Annotated in this window: 16 protein-coding genes and 1 pseudogene; 12 read left to right on the top strand and 5 right to left on the bottom strand. The window is 69.3% G+C overall.

All coding sequences use genetic code 11. The annotated features are described in order from the left end of the window. Positions 1 to 69 precede the first annotated feature (69 nt). The 4 genes from ACTHNC_RS18505 to ACTHNC_RS18490 all read left to right on the top strand — a co-directional run bounded on the left by ACTHNC_RS18505 (position 70) and on the right by ACTHNC_RS18490 (position 2,856). Positions 70 to 906: an SDR family oxidoreductase gene (locus ACTHNC_RS18505; protein WP_440296104.1), complete on the top strand. Its 837-nt coding sequence runs from the start codon at positions 70 to 72 to the stop codon at positions 904 to 906. Between the two features lie 140 nt (positions 907 to 1,046). Further along, positions 1,047 to 1,763, top strand: a complete 717-nt coding sequence (locus tag ACTHNC_RS18500; protein WP_440296103.1) for a TetR family transcriptional regulator — start codon at positions 1,047 to 1,049, stop codon at positions 1,761 to 1,763. Further along, positions 1,760 to 2,320 (top strand): hypothetical protein, encoded by a 561-nt coding sequence (locus tag ACTHNC_RS18495; RefSeq protein ID WP_440296102.1) that lies wholly within the window; start codon positions 1,760 to 1,762, stop codon positions 2,318 to 2,320. The genes ACTHNC_RS18500 and ACTHNC_RS18495 overlap by 4 nt, the downstream gene beginning before the upstream one ends. After that, positions 2,317 to 2,856, top strand: a complete 540-nt coding sequence (locus ACTHNC_RS18490; protein ID WP_440296101.1) for a hypothetical protein — start codon at positions 2,317 to 2,319, stop codon at positions 2,854 to 2,856. Before ACTHNC_RS18495 ends, ACTHNC_RS18490 begins: the two co-directional genes overlap by 4 nt. 106 nt (positions 2,857 to 2,962) lie before the next feature. Here ACTHNC_RS18490 and ACTHNC_RS18485 read toward each other — a convergent pair whose 3' ends face one another. Continuing rightward, the gene (locus ACTHNC_RS18485) at positions 2,963 to 4,528 is read right to left on the bottom strand and encodes a DEAD/DEAH box helicase (protein WP_440296100.1); all 1,566 of its coding nucleotides are present in this window, start codon (positions 4,526 to 4,528) and stop codon (positions 2,963 to 2,965) included. Positions 4,529 to 4,954: 426 nt separating this feature from the next. Between ACTHNC_RS18485 and ACTHNC_RS18480 the strand changes: the two are divergent. Then, positions 4,955 to 7,467: pseudogene (locus tag ACTHNC_RS18480) on the top strand (HelD family protein). 57 nt (positions 7,468 to 7,524) lie between these two features. On the opposite strand, the gene ACTHNC_RS18475 reads toward ACTHNC_RS18480, so the two are convergent. Further along, the gene (locus ACTHNC_RS18475) at positions 7,525 to 8,145 is read right to left on the bottom strand and encodes a response regulator (RefSeq protein ID WP_440296099.1); all 621 of its coding nucleotides are present in this window, start codon (positions 8,143 to 8,145) and stop codon (positions 7,525 to 7,527) included. Positions 8,146 to 8,149: 4 nt separating this feature from the next. Next, positions 8,150 to 9,331, bottom strand: a complete 1,182-nt coding sequence (locus ACTHNC_RS18470) for a sensor histidine kinase (protein WP_440296098.1) — start codon at positions 9,329 to 9,331, stop codon at positions 8,150 to 8,152. A gap of 151 nt (positions 9,332 to 9,482) precedes the next feature. On the opposite strand from ACTHNC_RS18470, the gene ACTHNC_RS18465 reads away from it, so the two are divergent. From ACTHNC_RS18465 to ACTHNC_RS18440, 6 genes are all read left to right on the top strand, one after another. Further along, on the top strand, positions 9,483 to 10,562 hold the full coding sequence (locus ACTHNC_RS18465) for an ABC transporter permease (protein ID WP_440296097.1): 1,080 nt from the start codon (positions 9,483 to 9,485) through the stop codon (positions 10,560 to 10,562). Next, a complete protein-coding gene (locus tag ACTHNC_RS18460; RefSeq protein WP_440296096.1) occupies positions 10,559 to 11,260 on the top strand; it encodes an ABC transporter ATP-binding protein in 702 nt (233 codons plus the stop codon). Before ACTHNC_RS18465 ends, ACTHNC_RS18460 begins: the two co-directional genes overlap by 4 nt. Next, entirely contained in the window at positions 11,257 to 12,078 is an 822-nt protein-coding gene (locus tag ACTHNC_RS18455; protein ID WP_440296095.1) for a 2-phosphosulfolactate phosphatase, read from the top strand. Before ACTHNC_RS18460 ends, ACTHNC_RS18455 begins: the two co-directional genes overlap by 4 nt. A gap of 74 nt (positions 12,079 to 12,152) precedes the next feature. Then, complete coding sequence (locus tag ACTHNC_RS18450; RefSeq protein ID WP_440296094.1) at positions 12,153 to 12,725, top strand: GNAT family N-acetyltransferase; 573 nt, start codon at positions 12,153 to 12,155, stop codon at positions 12,723 to 12,725. A 28-nt stretch (positions 12,726 to 12,753) separates the two neighbouring features. After that, on the top strand, positions 12,754 to 12,996 hold the full coding sequence (locus ACTHNC_RS18445) for a DUF6364 family protein (protein ID WP_440296093.1): 243 nt from the start codon (positions 12,754 to 12,756) through the stop codon (positions 12,994 to 12,996). An 11-nt stretch (positions 12,997 to 13,007) separates the two neighbouring features. After that, positions 13,008 to 13,439: a PIN domain-containing protein gene (locus tag ACTHNC_RS18440; protein ID WP_440296092.1), complete on the top strand. Its 432-nt coding sequence runs from the start codon at positions 13,008 to 13,010 to the stop codon at positions 13,437 to 13,439. A gap of 146 nt (positions 13,440 to 13,585) precedes the next feature. Here the strand turns inward: ACTHNC_RS18440 and ACTHNC_RS18435 are convergent, their stop codons facing one another. Continuing rightward, the gene (locus ACTHNC_RS18435) at positions 13,586 to 14,548 is read right to left on the bottom strand and encodes a zinc-binding dehydrogenase (RefSeq protein ID WP_440296091.1); all 963 of its coding nucleotides are present in this window, start codon (positions 14,546 to 14,548) and stop codon (positions 13,586 to 13,588) included. Between the two features lie 80 nt (positions 14,549 to 14,628). On the opposite strand from ACTHNC_RS18435, the gene ACTHNC_RS18430 reads away from it, so the two are divergent. Next, positions 14,629 to 15,246 carry a TetR family transcriptional regulator gene (locus tag ACTHNC_RS18430; RefSeq protein WP_440296090.1) on the top strand — a complete coding sequence of 206 codons (618 nt, stop codon included), beginning with the start codon at positions 14,629 to 14,631 and terminating at the stop codon, positions 15,244 to 15,246. 52 nt (positions 15,247 to 15,298) lie between these two features. Here ACTHNC_RS18430 and ACTHNC_RS18425 read toward each other — a convergent pair whose 3' ends face one another. Next, positions 15,299 to 16,576, bottom strand: coding sequence for a hypothetical protein (locus tag ACTHNC_RS18425; RefSeq protein WP_440296089.1), 1,278 nt, complete (start codon positions 16,574 to 16,576; stop codon positions 15,299 to 15,301). Positions 16,577 to 16,707 lie beyond the last annotated feature (131 nt).

The following is a 16,707-nucleotide window of genomic DNA, read 5'->3' as shown; positions in this document are numbered from 1 at the left end:
ACCGGTCCGGTCGGTAACACGACGTTGCCGGCGCCGCGGGGCTGTGGCGCCGGCCCTACCGTTGTCCCCATGGCTGAAGAGAACAACGGCAAGGTCTGGTTCATCACGGGCACCTCGCGGGGCTTCGGGCGCGCGTGGGCGGAAGCAGCGCTCGAGCGCGGCGACCGGGTCGCGGCGACGGCGCGTGACGTGGCATCCCTCGACGATCTCGTCGAGAAGTACGGCGATCGACTGTTCACCGTGCAGCTCGACGTCACGGACCGGGAGGCGGACTTCGCGGCCGTGCGCGCCGCGCACGAGCGGTTCGGACGGCTCGATGTGGTCGTCAACAACGCGGGGTACGGACACTTCGGGTTCATCGAAGAGGTGACGGAAGACGAGGCGCGTGCCCAGTTGGAGACGAACGTCTTCGGCGCCCTCTGGGTGACGCAGGCCGCGCTGCCGTTCCTGCGTGCGCAGGGGAGCGGGCACATCATCCAGGTCTCTTCGATCGGCGGGATCACGGCGTTCCCGCTCGTCGGCATCTACAACGCCTCGAAGTGGGCGCTCGAAGGCTTCAGTCAGGCGCTCGCGCAGGAGGTGGCATCCTTCGGCATCCACGTCACGCTCGTCGAGCCCGCTGCGTTCGCCACCGACTGGGCCGGATCGTCGTCGAAGCACTCGGCAGAGTCGCCGGACTACGCCGACGTGCATAGAGCCGTGGCCGAAAGCCGCAAGCAGCGCAACTCGACGCCGGGCGATGCGGAGGCATCGGCGGCGGCCATCCTCAAGGTCGTCGACGCCCAGGAGCCGCCGCTGCGCGTCTTCTTCGGGTCCGGCCCGCTCGCGCTGGCGAAGGCCGACTACGCTGCCCGGATCGCGACGTGGGAGGAGTGGCAGCCGGTGGCCGAACTCGCGCAGGGGTGACGCCCGGCGCTCGCCACTGAATCATCAAGGACGGGCCGAGACTTCGACGCGAAAGCGCGGGTCTCGGCCCATTTCGTGCATTTTCGATCGGTTGACGGACGGCTCTTGCGCTGGGCTTCCCTGCGAGCTAAGTTTTGAACGTGTTCAAAAACGAGGATACGGCTGGGGCGGATAAGCCGAACTCGGACGTGAACGGACGCAAGTCGCCGAAGTCGGAGCGCACGAGGGCGAGCATCCGTCAGACGGCGCTGCGCTCGTTCCGCGAGAACGGGTTCGATGCCACGACGATGCGGCAGGTGGCGGACGAGGCCAGCGTCTCACTGGGCAACGCGTACTACTACTTCCCGACCAAGAATCACCTCGTGCAGGAGCTGTACGTGGAGGTGCAGGAGGCGCATCGGGCATCCGTCGAGCCGCTGTTGGCGACATCGACCGACCTCGTGGAACGGCTGGGGATCGTGTACCGGCAGGGCCTTGCGCAACTGGCGCCCTTCCACAAGTTCGCGCCCGGATTCCTCAGCGCGATGATCTCGCCGAAGTCGCCGCTCAACCCGCTGTCGGCGGATTCGCTGCCCGCCAGGCAGATCACCGTTGGGTTGTTCCGCGAGGCGATCACCGGCGCGAAGAACCGGCTGCCGGGCGAGTTCGAAGAGCGGATGCCCGCGGCCCTCTGGCTGAGCTATCTGTTGCTGAGCCTGTACTGGTCGTATGACCGCTCGGCCGGCCAGCGGCGTACCGAGCGGCTGCTCGAACAGGGCCTGCGCCTGCTTCGTGTCGCCCTTCCGGCGATCCGGATGCCGTTCCTGCGCGCCCCGCTGCGGTCGATACTCGACCTCGTCGCGGAGGCGGGACTGTGAACGCGATGGCGGTGCGCTACGGCGCGTCGTCGCCGCGGAGGGCGGACCTCCCGAAGGCATTCACACTCGGAGAGTTCGTGCGCGGCGCGCTCACGGCATTCCTCGTGTTTCAGCCGATGGGAATGATCATTGCGTTCGTGATGGCGGCACGAATTCCTTTCAACCTGCCCATCACACCGCCGGCATCGGCAATCTGGAGCAGTTCGCTGGACGACGGGCTGTACGGGGTGCTGTTCGGAGGCATCTACGGACTGCCGACCAGCTTTAGCGCACTAATCGTCGGCTCGCCCGTCGCATACTTGCTGGGCACGGCCCTTCGTCGAATACGTGCCGACTGGATTCACCTTGCGGCCTTCGCAACATACGGCATGTTCGTCGGAATATCGGCTTTTATCGTTTTGAACGGCGTCTTGCACGCCACGGCGGATTTGGTGTTGCCAGGGCTCGGCTCACCGTTTAGCTACGTCCCGTTCGTGTGCGCAGCCGGAATCGCTGTTGCGCTCGGTCGACTGATTTCGTTGCAGGCCGCTCGAAAGCGAGACGCAGGCCGATCGTGACGCGGCTCAAGGTCGAGTACGACAGGGCCATGCCGCGCACGGCCGAGCATCCGCGAGCGTTCACGAGCCGGGAGTTCACCACAGGGGTCTTCTTCGCCGTGTTGTGGTTCCAGCCGATGGGCGCGGCGATCACACTGGTGATCGGGCTCATTGCCAGCCCGGCGACCGCGTTCGTCATGATGCTCCTTGGCGGTTTTGTCGGTCTGCCCGTGAGCATCGCCGCTGCCCTCGTCGGAGCTCCGCTGGCGTCCCGCATCGGACGTGCGCTCAGCGGTGAGCGGAGAGACCGCGTCCACCTTGCGGTGTTCAGCGCCTACGGCATAGCCGTCGGGCTGTTCACGATGGATGTGGCCGGCCTCGTTCTCTGGGGAAATCCCGTCGCCGCGTTGATGCTCCTGCCATACGCGCTCGCGGCGGGTGTTGCGGCGCCACTCGGCTGGTGGAACACCTCGCGCGGCGCGCTGGCCGCCGACACGGATGGGCGAACTGACCCGCTCTCGTCGAACTCGCCGAGCACCGCCTCCCCCGGTTCATAACTCAGGAGAAGAGCTAGTGGTCATCCGCAGCACTGGCGACAACATGCAGACTGTCCGGACAGCGCTGCTTGATCGTCCTGAGTTATGAACGAGGGCGGTGGGCGCGTCAGCCCTGGGCGCGGCGGTGCCCGCGGCCGCGACCGGTTCCGCCATTGGGGCGCACCACGTCGCCGACGCGGTAGCCGGTACGAGCGGGTGCGGCACCGCCGCGACGCGAGGGCTGCCCGGCCGACTGCTGGGCGCCGCGGCTCGACGACTGGCCGCCGCGCGCCGACTGGCCGCTCGCCTGCTGGCCGCGCGTGGGCTGCGCCCCGCGACCGGCCCCGGCCTGGCCGCCACGCGCCGACTGGCCGCCGCGGCCGGATGCCTGCTGTGTGCGGGCATCCGCTCCGCTGGACCCACGACCGCGACGACGGCCGCCGCGCGAAGCGTCGAGCGCCTCGGCGACCGTGCGGCTGCCGCCCGAGCGCTGCTGCGCGGCCTTCGGTGCAGGCTTCACGTACGGCGCCACCTCGCCCACGAGCCGCGCCACCTCGGGCGACGTCGCCGTCACGGGCAGCGGCGTGGCCGCGATGGCGGCCTTGCGCAGCACGACCCGCAGGTCGTCCTTCTGCGTCGGCAGCGCGATGGTGACCACGTCGCCGGTCGCGCCGGCCCGGGCCGTACGCCCGGAGCGGTGCAGGTACGCCTTGTGCTCCGCCGGCGGATCCACGTGCACCACGAGCTCGACGTCGTCGACGTGCACGCCGCGGGCCGCGACATCCGTCGCCACCATGACGCGCACGCTGCCGTCGCCGAACGCGGCCAGGTTGCGGTCGCGCTGCGGCTGCGACAGGTTCCCGTGCAGGTCGACGGCGGGGATGCCCGACTCGGTCAGCTTCTTGGCCAGCCGCTTGGCGTGGTGCTTCGTGCGCATGAACAGGATGCTGCGGCCCTTGCCCGACGCCAGCGCGTGCACGAGGTCGTTCTTCGCGTCGAGGGACTCCACCTCGAACACGTGGTGCGTCATGCGGTCGACATGGCTGGTCTCGTCGTCGACGGAGTGCAGCACGGGGGAGTGCAGGAACCGCTTCACGAGCTTGTCCACGCCGTTGTCGAGCGTGGCCGAGAACAGCAGGCGCTGACCGGATGCCGGCGTCTTGTCGAGAATGCGCGTCACCACGGGCAGGAACCCGAGGTCGGCCATGTGGTCCGCCTCGTCGAGCACGGTGATCTCCACCGCGTCGAGCGAGACGAATCCCTGATTCATCAGGTCTTCGAGGCGACCGGGGCAGGCGACGAGGATGTCAACGCCGGCACGCAGCGCATCCACCTGGCGTTTCTGGCTGACACCGCCGAACACGGTCGTCGTGGTCAGGCGGTAGGCCGCGGCGAGCGGCTCGAGCGCGGTGGCGATCTGCGTGGCCAGCTCACGTGTGGGAGCGAGCACGAGAGCGAGCGGATGCCCGGCCCTGCGCTTGCCGCCGGCGAGCGTCGTGCCGAGGCGTGCGGCGATGGGCAGGGCGAAGGCGATCGTCTTGCCTGAGCCGGTCTTGCCTCGGCCGAGCACGTCGCGTCCGGCGAGGGTGTCGGGAAGCGTGTCCGCCTGGATCGGGAATGCCTCGACCTTGCCGTCGCGCTCGAGCGCGGCGACGAGGGGCGCGGGCACGCCGAGGTCGGAGAAGGAAGTCATGGGGGTGCCTTTCGGGCAGGCGTCGTGGCGCGCACGACGAGGTTGTGGCGAAGACGCCGGCTGGCGCATCCGTTCGCCGTGAGAAGGAATCGAAAAGCGAGGGTACCGGCGTGCGAACTGCACGGGCCGTCTCGCGAGCTGATGCGCTCTGACGACGCAGGCGTATCCCGGCAACGGGAACGCAAGAGCCACAAGCGTATCAGGTCGCCCCGGCCATCCGGTTGTCAGTGGAGACGTCGACAGGACATAGTGCGCTCTCCTGCCGAGAACATGACCGATTGGCATGCTTTCGATCGGATGTCATGTTGGCGTAGCTGCGACCGGAGCTGGCCGCCGGCCCCTCGACCCCGCGACGGGCGGCCGCAACCAGCGGGCTCGGGCACAGCGCCCTAAACTAGACGGCCTGACTGCGAACCGGGGGGACGCGTGCACGAATCGGAACTCGTTCGGGAACGCCGCGTCGTCGCCGACCTCTACGCCCGGCTCGACGCACTCCGCGAGGACACCGTGCAGCGTCTGGCCGCCGTCCGCAGGCAGAGCGCGGGCGGCACGCACCAGGCGCGCGGCGAACGGGATGCCTACGCGCGGCTCTACGAGGACCGCATCCTGCAGCTGCGCGAGGTGGAGCCCCGCCTCGTGTTCGGCAGGCTGCAGCTGGATGATGCCGCGGCGAGCTCAAATGGCGCGGCCACCGCGAGACAGCACGCCGACCCCGAGACATCGGGGAACACCCACCTTCTCGGGGCGGCCATGCAGTCTCGCGAGCCGAGCAGCGACAAGCCGAGCAGCGACGACCCGGGCACCGGCCCGAGCACCGACGACGCGGGCACCGGCCCGGGCAGCGACGACGCGGGCACCGACGACCCGCTACGCGACCCGCTCCTCCGCTACGTCGGGCGCACCGGCCTGCGCGACGATGACGAGCACACCGTTCTGCTGGACTGGCGTGCCCCGCAGGCCAGCGCGTTCTACCAGGCGACGGCGGCGAATCCGCTCGGTGTCGCCGCCCGGCGCCGGCTGACCATGCGCGACCGCAATGTGCTGCGGGTGGACGACGAGGTGTTCGACTCCCGGCTGCTCGAGCAGGCCGGAACGCGACCGGACCACGTCGAGGGCGACGCCGCCCTCATGGCAGCCCTGATGTCGCAGCGCACCGGACGCATGAACGACATCGTCGCGACGATCCAGGCCGAGCAGGACCGCATCATCCGCTCCGAGCTGCGCGACGCGCTGGTGGTGCAGGGCGGTCCAGGTACCGGGAAGACCGCCGTGGCGCTGCACCGCGCCGCCTACCTGCTGTACGCGCACCGGCAGAAGCTCGAGGGGTCCGGTGTGCTCGTCGTAGGGCCGACGCACGCGTTCCTCACCTACATCGAGGAGGTGCTCCCGTCGCTCGGCGAGACCGGCGTGGTCATGCAGAGCCTCGGGAGCTGTTCCCCGGGGTCTCCGCCGACACGGATGACCCGCCCGCCACCGCCCAGCTCAAGGGCTCCAAGCAGCTGGTGAATCTCATCCACAGGGCCGTCGAGTCGCGGCAGCGGGTGCCAAGCGAGGCATCCGTCGTCGAGATCGACAACGAGCGGCTCGTGGTCGAGCCGGCGCTGATCGCGGATGCCCTGCGCCGCGCCCAGCGGACCGGCAAGCCACACAACGTGGCCCGCATCACCTTCGTCAAGCACGCGCTTACGGCGCTGACCGCCCGGCTCGCCGAGCAGCTGCGCAAGAAGGGGCAGACGCTCGACGAGGAGGACCTCGCCGTGCTGCGCGAGGACGTGCGCACGAGCTACGACGTGCGCGTGCTGCTGAACACGGCGTGGTTGCCACTGACGCCGCAGAAGCTCCTCGCGGACCTGTACGCGCGGCCTCAGTGGCTGGCGGAGCTGACGCCCAGGTGGAGCACGGAGAAGCGGACGCTGCTGCGGCGGCCGAGGGATGCCCCGTTCACGATCAGCGACATCCCGCTGCTCGACGAGGCGGCCGAGGTGCTCGGCGAGGTCGCCGACGCACGCGATCAGGCGCACCGGCAGGCCGCGAAGGAGCAGCGCAAGCGCGACCTGCGCGTCGCTCGCGCAGCGATCGCGGATGCCGGCGCCGAGTCGTTCGTCACGGCCGAGCAGCTGGTCGATCAGGCCGCGGCCCAGGGCGACGGGCTCACGACGGCGGAGCGGGCGGCATCCGATCGCACCTGGGCGTACGGCCACGTCGTCGTCGACGAGGCGCAGGAGCTCAGCCCGATGCAGTGGCGGCTGCTGGTGCGGCGCTGCCCGATGAAGTCGTTCACGATCGTCGGCGACATCGCCCAGTCGTCCTCCGCGAGCGGCGGACGCAGCTGGGCGGATGCCGTCGGCCCGCTCTTCAAGAACCACTGGCGTCTCGAGGAGCTCACGGTCAACTACCGCACGCCCGCCCAGATCGCACGGCAGGCGGAGGCGTTCGCCCGCTCGCAGGGGCTGCCGATCACGCCCGCGCGGGCAGTGCGCGAGGGCGACTGGCCGGTGCGCGAGGTGACCGCCCCCGGCGTTCAGGTCGCGAAGTCTGCCCTTGTGGAGCCGTCTAAAGGGCAGACTTCGCGACTTGAACCGGGTAGACGACCTGAACGGGGTCGAGGAGTCGTGGATGCGACGGTCGAGGCCGTCGCGCACGATCGCGGCATCGACGACACGGGGTCGCTGGCCGTCATCGTGCCGGTCGCGCTCGCCGACGAGGTGGCGGATGCTGTCGCTCGCCGCTACGGATCGGATGCCGGTCGCGGAGCATCCGGCCTGGTGAAGCCGATCGTCGTGCTCACCGCGCAGGACGCGAAGGGCCTCGAGTTCGACGCCGTGGTGATCGCGGATCCCGACGAGCTGGTCGCGGAGTCGCCGCGCGGGGCATCCGCTCTCTACGTCGCGATGACGCGGCCGACGCAGCGACTCACCCTCGTGCGTCCCGCGGACTAGCGCCGCGCCCGGCGTGCTCCTTACCCGATCACGGGTAGCGCTAAACGCGGCGCTACCTCAGCGCAGCACCCCGAGGTTGCGCGCGGCCGACACGGCGGCAGTGCGGGATGCCACGCCCAGCTTCGAGAAGACGTGCACCAGGTGCGACTTCACCGTGGCATCCGTGATGTGCAGCGCCGCCGCGATCTCGCTGTTCGAGGCGCCGTCCGCGACGAGGCGCAGCACCTCGATCTCACGGGACGAGAGGCTGACGTGCGGGGCGCGCATCCGCTCCATCAGGCGTCCGGCGATGGCGGGTGCGAGGGCGCTCTCGCCGGATGCCGCGGCGCGCACGGCGGCGATGAGCTCGCTCGGCGGGGCATCCTTGAGCAGGTACCCGCTCGCGCCGGCCTCAACGGCGCTCAGGATGTCGCCGTCGGTGTCATAGTTCGTCAGCACGAGCACGTACGGCGGCGCCTCGAGGGCGCGGATGCTCCGGGTCGCGTCGGCCCCTCTCGTGGTCTGGCCGAACTGCAGGTCCATGAGCACGAGTTCGGGGTCGAGCGTTCGCGCCAGCTCGACCGCCTGCTCTGGCGTCTCGGCCTCGCCGACGACGCTGAGGTCGTCCTCGCCGTCGAGGAGCGCGCGGATGCCTGCCCTGACCACGGGGTGATCGTCGGCGATGACGATGCGGATCACGTTCTCACTCCGTCCCGAGCCCCTTCACGACCACGCGCACGGTCGTGCCCGCGCCGGCCGCGCTCGTGACCTCGAGCTCGCCACCCAGCTGCTCAACGCGTTCCGCGATGGCGCGCAGGCCGAACGAGTCGGATGCTCCCGCCCGTGTGCTGAGCGTGGTCGGGTCGAAGCCGACCCCGTCATCCGTCACGGTGAGCCGCGCCTCGTTCGCTCCGGTCTCAAGCGCGATCGTCGCGTGCGTCGCCGAGGCGTGCTTCACGACGTTGGCGAGCGTGCTCTGGGCGATGCGCAGGAACGCCGTCTGCACGTGCATGGGCAGCTCGAGCGGTTCAGCGACGTCCACCTGCACGCGAAGCCCGTCGGTGGTCCACTCGCGCTCCGCCAGCCGGACCAGCGCGCTGTGCAGCCCCTCATCGAGCGCGGGAGGCGCAAGCTCCCGGATGAATCGGCGCGTGTCCGCGAGGCTCGCCGCAGCGGTCTCGCGCGCAAGCCGCAGGTGCTCGGCCCCCGGGCGGTCGGCATCCGCTCGCTCCGCCGCATGCAGCAGCATCTGGATGCTCGACAGCGACTGCGCCACCGTGTCGTGGATCTCGCGGGCGAGGCGCGCCCGTTCCTCGAGCATCCCCTGCTCGCGCTCGGAGGCGGCGAGTCGGTCCTGAGTGGCGAGCAGCTCAGTGAGGAGAGCCTCTCGCTCGGCCGCGTCGCGGGCCAGCTCCTGGTAGCCGAGGCCGATGAGCAGAGCGACGCCGGCGCCGAGGAGCGGACCGACGACGCCGCCGACCGAGAATCCGCCGTGCAGCCCGAGGGCGACGATGGACACCGCCGTGGCGACCAGCACCGCGACGGGCCCGTACGGCATGGGCAGCAGGTGGAGGTAGAGGAAGAAGAGCGGGAAGACGAGATAGGCGGCCTCCGGCACGAGGAAGAGGAGCCCGATCCAGATCGCCGACAGCGCCGCCAGCCACAGCACGCTGGCCAGTCGCCTCCGCTCGGCCGGCACGTGGATGACCCAGATGCCGGCCAGGTAGACGAGGCCGAGGAGCACAGCGAGCACGAGTCCGGGCCAGACGAGGGGAGCGCCGAGCAGCACGACGCGCACCACGACCAGCGCGAGCAGCGCGACGAACAGCACGTGCAGCCCGATTCGCAGCACGAGGAAGACGCGGGTGAGATCGCGGTGCACCATGTGACGTCCAGAGTACAAATCCGCGGAAGGCCCGGTCATCCATCGAAAGTTGGAGCGGAACACCGGACTGGTTGGCGATGGCACGGCGGCGGCTTCTCGCGAGGCTGGATGACGTGGCCCGCTGGATGCGCGCCGCGGAAAGGACTCCATCGTGTTCGTCGCCTGGCGCGACCTGCGTTTCGCGCGCGGCCGGTTCGTGCTCATCGGATCCGTCGTCGCGCTCATCACCCTGCTCGTCGGGTTTCTGGCGGGCCTCACCGGCGGGCTCGCCGCCCAGAACGTGTCGGCGGTGCTCGGCCTGCCCGGCGACCGCATCGTGCTGCAGCATCCGTCTTCGGGTCAGCCGAGCTTCAGCGAGTCATCCATCGACTCCGGCGCCGTCGAGGCGTGGCGCAGCGCGCCGGGCGTGAAGGACGTGCTCCCCGTCGGCATCGCGCAGGGCAAGGCGACCGCGCACGGCAAGACCGCCGCCGTCGCGCTCTTCGGGCTGCCGCAGGGCGGTGCCTCCTCCACCGTCACCGACCTCGCCCCTCGCGCCGCAGACGAGGTCGGCCTCTCCGCGGGCGCCGCGAAGGACCTGGGCGGGGCGCGGGCCGGCGGCCGGGTGAGCATCCTCGGCGGCACGTTCACCGTGGCATCCGTCCGCGGCGATGCCTGGTACAGCCATACGCCCGTCGTCGCCCTCACCCCGGACGCCTGGGCCCACCTCAGCAAGGCCATGGGCGGCACCGGTGAGGCCACGGCGCTCGCCGTGACGGGCGACCCGGACTGGAACGCCGTCGCCGACCACACGCACACGATCGCCCAGCCGCCGCTGCTCAGCCTCGCCGCTCTCGACGCGTTCAAGTCGGAGATCGGCTCGCTCGGGCTGATGATCGCGATGCTGTTCGGCATCTCCGCGCTCGTCGTCGGCGCGTTCTTCACGGTGTGGACCATGCAGCGCTCCGCCGACATCGCCGTGCTCAAGGCGCTCGGCGCCACCACCCGGTCTCTGGTGCGCGACGCCCTCGGTCAGGCCCTCGTCGTGCTCGTCATCGGCATCGGCGTCGGGATGCTCGTGGTCGTCACCCTCGGAACGCTCGCTTCAGGCGCGCTGCCGTTCCTGCTCAGTCCGCTCACCACGCTCGCGCCCGCCGTCGCCATGGCCGTGCTCGGCCTGCTCGGCGCGGCCGTCGCGTTGCGCAACGTCACCAAGTCCGACCCTCTCACCGCGCTCGGGAGCAACCGATGATCACCCTCGACGACGTCACTCTCACCTTCCCCGACGGCGCGTCCCGCGTCACCGCGATCGACCGCGTCTCGCTCGACGCCAAGGCGGGCGTGCTCACTGGCATCACCGGGCCATCCGGATCCGGCAAGTCGAGCCTGCTCGCGGTGGCGGCCACGCTCATCCGTCCCGACTCAGGGCGCGTCATCGTCGGCGACGTGGATGCCACGGCGCTGTCCCGCGAGGATGCCACGGCGCTCCGCCGGGAGAGCATCGGCATCGTGTTCCAGCAGTCGAACCTGCTGCCGTCGCTCACGGCTCGCGAGCAGCTCATGGTGATGGCGGAGCTCGGCGGACGGGGTGCCGGTCGCCGTCGACGCCTCGTGCGCTCTCGGGTCGACGAGCTTCTGGATGCCGTCGGGCTCGCCGACCACGCAGGGAAGCGTCCCGCGCAGCTCTCCGGCGGTCAGCGGCAGCGGGTCGCGATCGCGAGAGCACTCGTGCACGAGCCTCAGGTGCTCCTCGTGGACGAGCCGACCAGCGCTCTCGACCAGGAACGCGGCGCAGCGATCATGGAGCTCATTGCGCACCTCACGCACGAGCGAGAGACGGCGACCCTGCTGGTGACGCACGACCTCGTGCACGACCATCTGCTCGACGCGCTGGTGACCGTCGTCGACGGGCGAATCGTTCCGGCCGGCGCCGCTACCATGGCCGGGTGAAGACGCCCCTTAGTCCCGACGAACCCACCCAGCAGCGCTACGAGGTGCGTTTCGACTGGGGCCGCGAGGGGCTGAGCAGCATCGCACAGACCGCGGGCGCCATCGTCGTGATCGACGCCATCTCGTTCACCACGACGGTTCAGATGGGCGTCGCGCTCGGGCTCGAGGTGCAGCCGTACGCCGGGCTGCGGCACGAGGCGGAGGCAGCGGATGCCGCCGGCGAGTTCCTGGATGCCCGCCTCGCCGGTCGTCGCGGCTCACCTGGGGTCTCGCTTTCGCCCTCGAGCATGACGGAGCAGAACGTCGGCGCGTTCGGGGCCCAGCGAGCGGTGGTGCCCTCGCTGAACGGGTCCCGGCTCACGACTCTGGCGGCCGGCTACGGCGTTCCCGTTCTGGCGGCCACCCTGCGCAACCGCACAGCGGTCGCCCGCTGGATCCTCGACTACCAGGAGAGCCTCGGCGACCGGGCGATGGTCGCCGTCGTCGCCGCGGGCGAGACGCGCACCGACGAGACCGTGCGGTTCGCCGTCGAAGACCTGCTGACCGCGGGAGCGGTGATCGACGCGCTCGGCAAGGTCGGCATCGACGCGTGTTCCCCGGAGGCGGCGGCCGCGTGCGCCGCCTACACCGGACTCGAGCGGGGCATCCGTCACATGTTCACGGCATCCGTGAGCGGCGGCGAGCTGCTGAAGGACGACCAGGGTGACGACATCGCGGTCGCGTACCAGACGGATGTCTCCACCGCCGTCCCCGTGCTCGTCGACGGCGTCTTCACGCATGCCTCGCCTGCGGAGGTAGCGGCCCGCGTCGCGAGCTGAGGCTGCTCACCTCGGGCTCGCTGAAATCCCTTCCGAACCGGTCGTTATTCTCGCTGCTCGGTAACGTACGGTGCATGGTCACCCCGCCTGCCGTCACGCTTCGCGCTCGCACCGATGCCGACGTCGATGCGCTCTACAGCATCGCCGCAGAGCTCAGCACGTGGGAGGAGCGGAACCCCTCCCCGCCGGCGCCGCTGACGCGGAGCGCATACGAGGATCGTCTCGCCAAGACCGACGCCGACGAGAACGTGCGCTTCGTGATCGACCTGGACGGCGAAGTCGTCGGCAGCATCGGGCTCTTCGATTTCGACGACCTCGCCCGCCACGCCGAGGTCGGCGTCGCGCTACGGTCCGAGTCCCGCGGGAAGGGGATCGGAACCGCCGCGATCTCGCAAATCGTCGAGTTCGGCTTCGTGCGCTGCAACCTCCGCCGACTGCACCTTCAAGCGATCTCGTCGAACCTCGCGGCCATCCGTGCCTACGAGAAGGCGGGCTTCGTGATCGAGGGTCGGCAGCGCGAGCACGCCTGGGTCCGCGGACGCTACGAAGACATCGTCGTGATGGGCATCCTCCGCTCGGAGTGGAACGTCGTGTCGGCGCATGACGGCGGCATCCGCCAGCTGTATCCGGATGACTACGTCGGGTAGCACATGGACCAGCGCTACACTGGTTCACATGGCAACGACGCGGAATATCACACTGGCGTTGCCCGCAGATCTGATCCGGCGAGCAAAGGTCTACGCGGCCGCCCATGACACTTCCATTTCTGCTCTCGTGGCCGACGTGTTAGCCAACCGCGTCGAGTTGGAAGACGACTATGACGAGGCATGGGCTCGCGAGTTCGAGCTGATTCGAGGGGGTATGTATCGAATCGCCGACGTGACGTGGACGCGGGACGAGCTCCATGAGCGGGTCTGAGGAATTTGCCCATGAGTGACTCGCAACGTGCCTTCTTCGATACGAACGTTCTGGTCTATGCGTACGGTGAGACCGACGATGATCGCCACCGTCGCGCGGCCGATCTGTTCGAAGCGGCGATCCACACCAGGTCTGCGGTTGTCAGCACGCAGGTGTTGCTTGAGTTCTACGTCACGCTCACGCGAAAGATCAAAAGCCCGGCGCCGCTGTCTCCGGCAGCGGCGCGGGAACGACTGCAACTTCTCTCCCGGGGTCCCGTGCATTCCCCTCTTCCTGAAGATGTCGTGGCGGCCGCCGCGATTGCCGACGAGTCGCGGATCTCGGTGTGGGACGCGATGATCATCCGCAGCGCCTCACGGATGCAATGCCCGGTGCTGTGGACGGAGGACCTGAACAACGGCCAGGTCATCGCAGGTGTCGAGATTCGCAATCCCTTTCGCTGACGTCCACTGCCACCGGGCCGGCCGCCGACTGTGCGCGTTGGGCTGTCGGAGTGCTCGGGGACGCCTGGCACGCGGTGCGTGAGGTCGTGGAAGATCCTGGTGACGGCGTTCATGATGGTTCTCCTTTCGGTGATCGGGGTGGGGGTTCAGTCCGGAACGATGACGAGCCGACGACCGCGCAGGTCCGTGCGGACCCAGGCCTCGGCGATGCGGCTGAGCGGCATGGCCTCGACGGAGATGACCAGCTCGCCCGCGCGCACCCAGTCCACGACCTGCTGGTACGCGCTCGCCATGCCGGTGGCGGCGTTGCGGGCGGCCCCGTAGAGCTCCAGGCCTGACGTGCGCAGAGCATCCGCGGTGAGCCGGATCCCGGGGCCGGCCGCCTCCCCGATCTGCACCAGCCGCGTCGGCTTGCCCAGGGCGAAGCTCGTTGGGATGAGCGCCCGGGTGAGGAGCTCCGTCGGGCGGCCCCAGAGATAGTCGAGTACCACGTCGTATCCGCTGCCGACCTCTTCTCCGAAAGCCTGGATCAGCGCGACGTCGTCGACGGCGGTGTTGATCGTGGCGTCGGCACCGAGGTCGCGCAGTTCAGAGAGTGCGTCTTCATCGCGACCCGTGGCGACGATGCGGCCCGCCCCGAGAAGGCGCGCGATCAGGATCGCGAGCCGCCCGGCGACGCCGGTGCCGCCTTGAACGAGCACGGTCTCGCCGGCGCGGAACTCGGCCGCAGCGCTCAGAGCCAGCATCGCGCTGATGGCAGAAGACAGGGTAGCGGCGACGGGGGCTGCGATTCCGGAAGGGATCGGTGCCGTGTAGTTGGCGGGCACTGCGACGCGTTCCGCCAGCGCACCCTGCGGCGGCGTCAGCCCGCCGAAGCCCACGAGCGTCCCGTCCGAGAGGCGCCCGACACCGTCGAAGCAGGGGATCGCCGGAAGTGCAGCCTGGAAGTTCCCGGACGTGTAGTGCGTCCCCGCCACTATCGCTCGGTCCACGTTCTCGACCGCAACCGCCTCGACCGCGACCACGACCTCGCCGTCCTTCGCAACGGGATCCGGCCAGTCCCGATACTCGGGGATGCCGCCGGCTCTGTCGACGACCGCTGCTTTCATCGCCTGCCTCTCTCTTACAGTGTTAGAGATCTACCATAGATCTAACACTGTAAGAGAAGTAGCGCAAGCGAGAGGATGACATGCCGCTCAATCGGGAGCGCGTGCTGGAGGAGGCGCTCAGACTCGTCGATGACGACGGGCTGGATGCGTTGAGCCTGCGCACTCTGGCTGCCCGCCTGAAGGTCCAGGCGCCGACGCTCTACTGGCACGTGAAGAACAAATCGGAACTCCTGGATGCTCTCGCGGACGCGATCATGGACGAGGCGATAGCCGCCGTTCCCGACCCGGGGGAGTACCCGAACGGGCGGGAGTGGCTTCTCGAGGCGCTCGGCGTCTTGCGCGGAGCCGTGCTCCGGCACCCCGACGGCGCTCGCATCATCTCGGGATCGAGATACTCACTCCGCCGCGCCGACTTCTCCGAGACGGCGATGGCCGCACTCGTGGAGAGGGGGATGGACGCTCAGGATGCCCGCCTGCTGGTGCTGGTCGGGGAGCGCTTCACGGTGGGCTGGGTTCTCGAGGAGCAGTCTCCAGCGCCAAACGGTCCTGCGCCTTCGGTGGACGAGCTGCAGGCTCGGTTCCCCGTCGCCTCGAAAGCGATCGGAGACTACTTCGCCGGAACGGGCCGGACCGCGGACGATCTCTTCCGCGACGGTGCGCGGCTCATCCTGCGGCCGTCCGCAGCGTCAGAGCCCTGATTCGGGGGCCCGCCGCGATCAGGCGGAGCTTGTACCTGCGCGGCCGCCGCGATCAGGCGGAGCCCTGGGAAGCCTTGCCTGACCAGTCGATCGAGGTGAAGATCGCCTTGCCGTCCTTGTCGAAGCCGGTGATCTCGCCATCCACCTGCACCGGGACCGGCGCCTCGGAGAAGACGATTCCGGAGCTGCCGTCGTCTGCGGTGTAGTCGGCGAGGAATGTTGCCGACCCGTCGGTCGTGGTCGTGACCGGCCAACCGTGCCCGTCCCACGGACCGATGTCGAAGACGGGAGCCGAGGCGAGCGTCCACTTCAGGTTCGAGAGGTGCAGCTCGGGATACGTGTTGTTCAGGTAGAAGCTGCAGCCGGTCGGTGTGAGAGTGGGCTGCGCGATGCACGCGGCGACCCATCCGTTGACGGCGTCGTTCGCCGCGTGCTGACCCGCGTTGGTGAACGTCGCCTCGAGCGCGACGACATCCTTACCCGACGTGTCGCCCGTGTCCTTCAGGTCGCTGATCGTCGTGCTCTTGTCCGCGACCGTGTAGTTCGCGGTGCTCGGCAGCGACACGTTGTACCTGCCGGGTAGGGCATCCAGCGCCATCTCGCTCTCCGCGCCGACGGTGGCCCCGTTCACGGTGATGCCATCCGCAGCAGGTGCGCCGACCGCGATCTTCACCGTGGGGAGCGTGATCGGCTCGAGCCTCCACCTCGTGAAGAAGAGCATGTCCCTGCCGGTGTTCTTCAGTCGCAGCACCTCGCTGTAGCGGCTGGATCCCTGTCGGTACTTGACGGTGACGGTCGCCTCGCTGCCCACCGTGTGAGCGGGCTCGATCGAGTAACCCGTCACGTGCTGGCTGGTCTTCGAGTAGACCTTCTGCGTCACGAGGGGGCTGCGGGTGTCGATGTTGCCGGCCTTCACGGCCGCCTTCACATCGCCCTTCACCAGCGCGTCGAGGTAGGGCTTCACCGCGGCCTGCGGCGTGTGGGATGCGGTCTCGATGGATGCCCACACCACTCCCGCGATGATCAGCACGACGATCGCGGCGCCGCCCGCGATCAGCCACGTCAGCATCCGAGATCGCTTCGGCTTGTCAGCGGTCTGCTCGTACTGCTCGCTGGGGAGCTGCTGGGTCGGGTACTGCTCGGTCGGCTGCGGCCCCGCTTCGTACTGCTGCCCCGATTCGTACTGCGGCCCTTCCGGTGGAGGTCCGTACTGCGGCGGCTCCGTCGGGGCCGGCCAGGACGCCGGTTCCGACTGATTCGCAACCGGCTCGGTCGATGGCGACTGCTCGGCGCCTTCCTTTGCGTCGTCGGGCGAGACTGGTGCGGTCATCAGGGTGTGCTCCGTAGAACGAAGGGCGGCGCGAGGGCCGTGGCGAGCACAGCCTATCGGCGCAGTGGAACGTCGCAAGAGCAGGGTAGACCGGGGTGTCGCGACAGGCCTCGACGACCGTCGAGGGAATG

The organism is Humibacter sp. (genome assembly GCF_051954055.1).
In the GTDB taxonomy this organism is placed as follows: domain Bacteria; phylum Actinomycetota; class Actinomycetes; order Actinomycetales; family Microbacteriaceae; genus Humibacter.
The sequence above is the reverse complement of the archived record's forward strand: the minus strand, read 5'-3'. Positions and strand labels throughout refer to the sequence as shown.